The 756-nt window shown below is 50.5% G+C and carries 1 protein-coding gene; it reads right to left on the bottom strand.

Annotated features, from left to right (window positions below):
- Nucleotides 1-756: aldehyde dehydrogenase family protein (locus R7Q48_RS26910; protein WP_318133302.1), on the bottom strand; the 756-nt coding region annotated here is incomplete at both ends.

The following is a 756-nucleotide window of genomic DNA, read 5'->3' as shown; positions in this document are numbered from 1 at the left end:
CTGCCTCTCCTGCTTTCGCTTCAATTAAGCTTTCACCGCCTAGAGATTGCAGGTTTGCTTGCGCATCAAGTATGAACTTCGCCGCAGCCACAGAGATTTGTGGGCCCATAAATGGCGCAGGTTCTGCGAATGGTTGATCCATGCGAATGTTTTTCGTCGCTTCCACCAGCTTAGTGATCAGAGCATCCCCTTTCTCACCAAACGGCACGTATAGACGACGAGCACAAGTACAACGTTGACCAGCACTGATGAATGCCGATTGGATGATGGTGTACACCGTTGCATCCAAATCACCGTAGTTATCAGAGATGACCATCGGGTTGTTGCCGCCCATTTCTAGCGCTAACATCTTGCCTGGTTGACCTGCAAACTGACGATGCAGAATGTGACCCGTGTTCGCACTGCCCGTAAACAGAATGCCATCAATACCTTTCGCATCAGCCAACGCAATACCGGTTTCCTTCGCACCTTGAACAAGGTTGATCACGCCTTTTGGTAAACCCGCGTCTTCCCACAATTTCATAGCTAGCTCACCAGTCCAAGGCGTTTGCTCAGATGGTTTGAACACAACTGTGTTCCCCGCTAGCAAGGCAGGAACGATGTGGCCATTCGGTAAGTGACCAGGGAAGTTATATGGCCCAAACACCGCCATTATGCCAAGAGGGCGATGTCGCAATACAATCTGGTTGCCCGCTGCTTCGCGAGTCGCTTCACCAGTACGGTCATGGTAGGCACGAATAGAAATAGCGATTTTTC

Source organism: Vibrio sp. 378 (assembly GCF_033339435.1).
The sequence above is the reverse complement of the archived record's forward strand: the minus strand, read 5'-3'. Positions and strand labels throughout refer to the sequence as shown.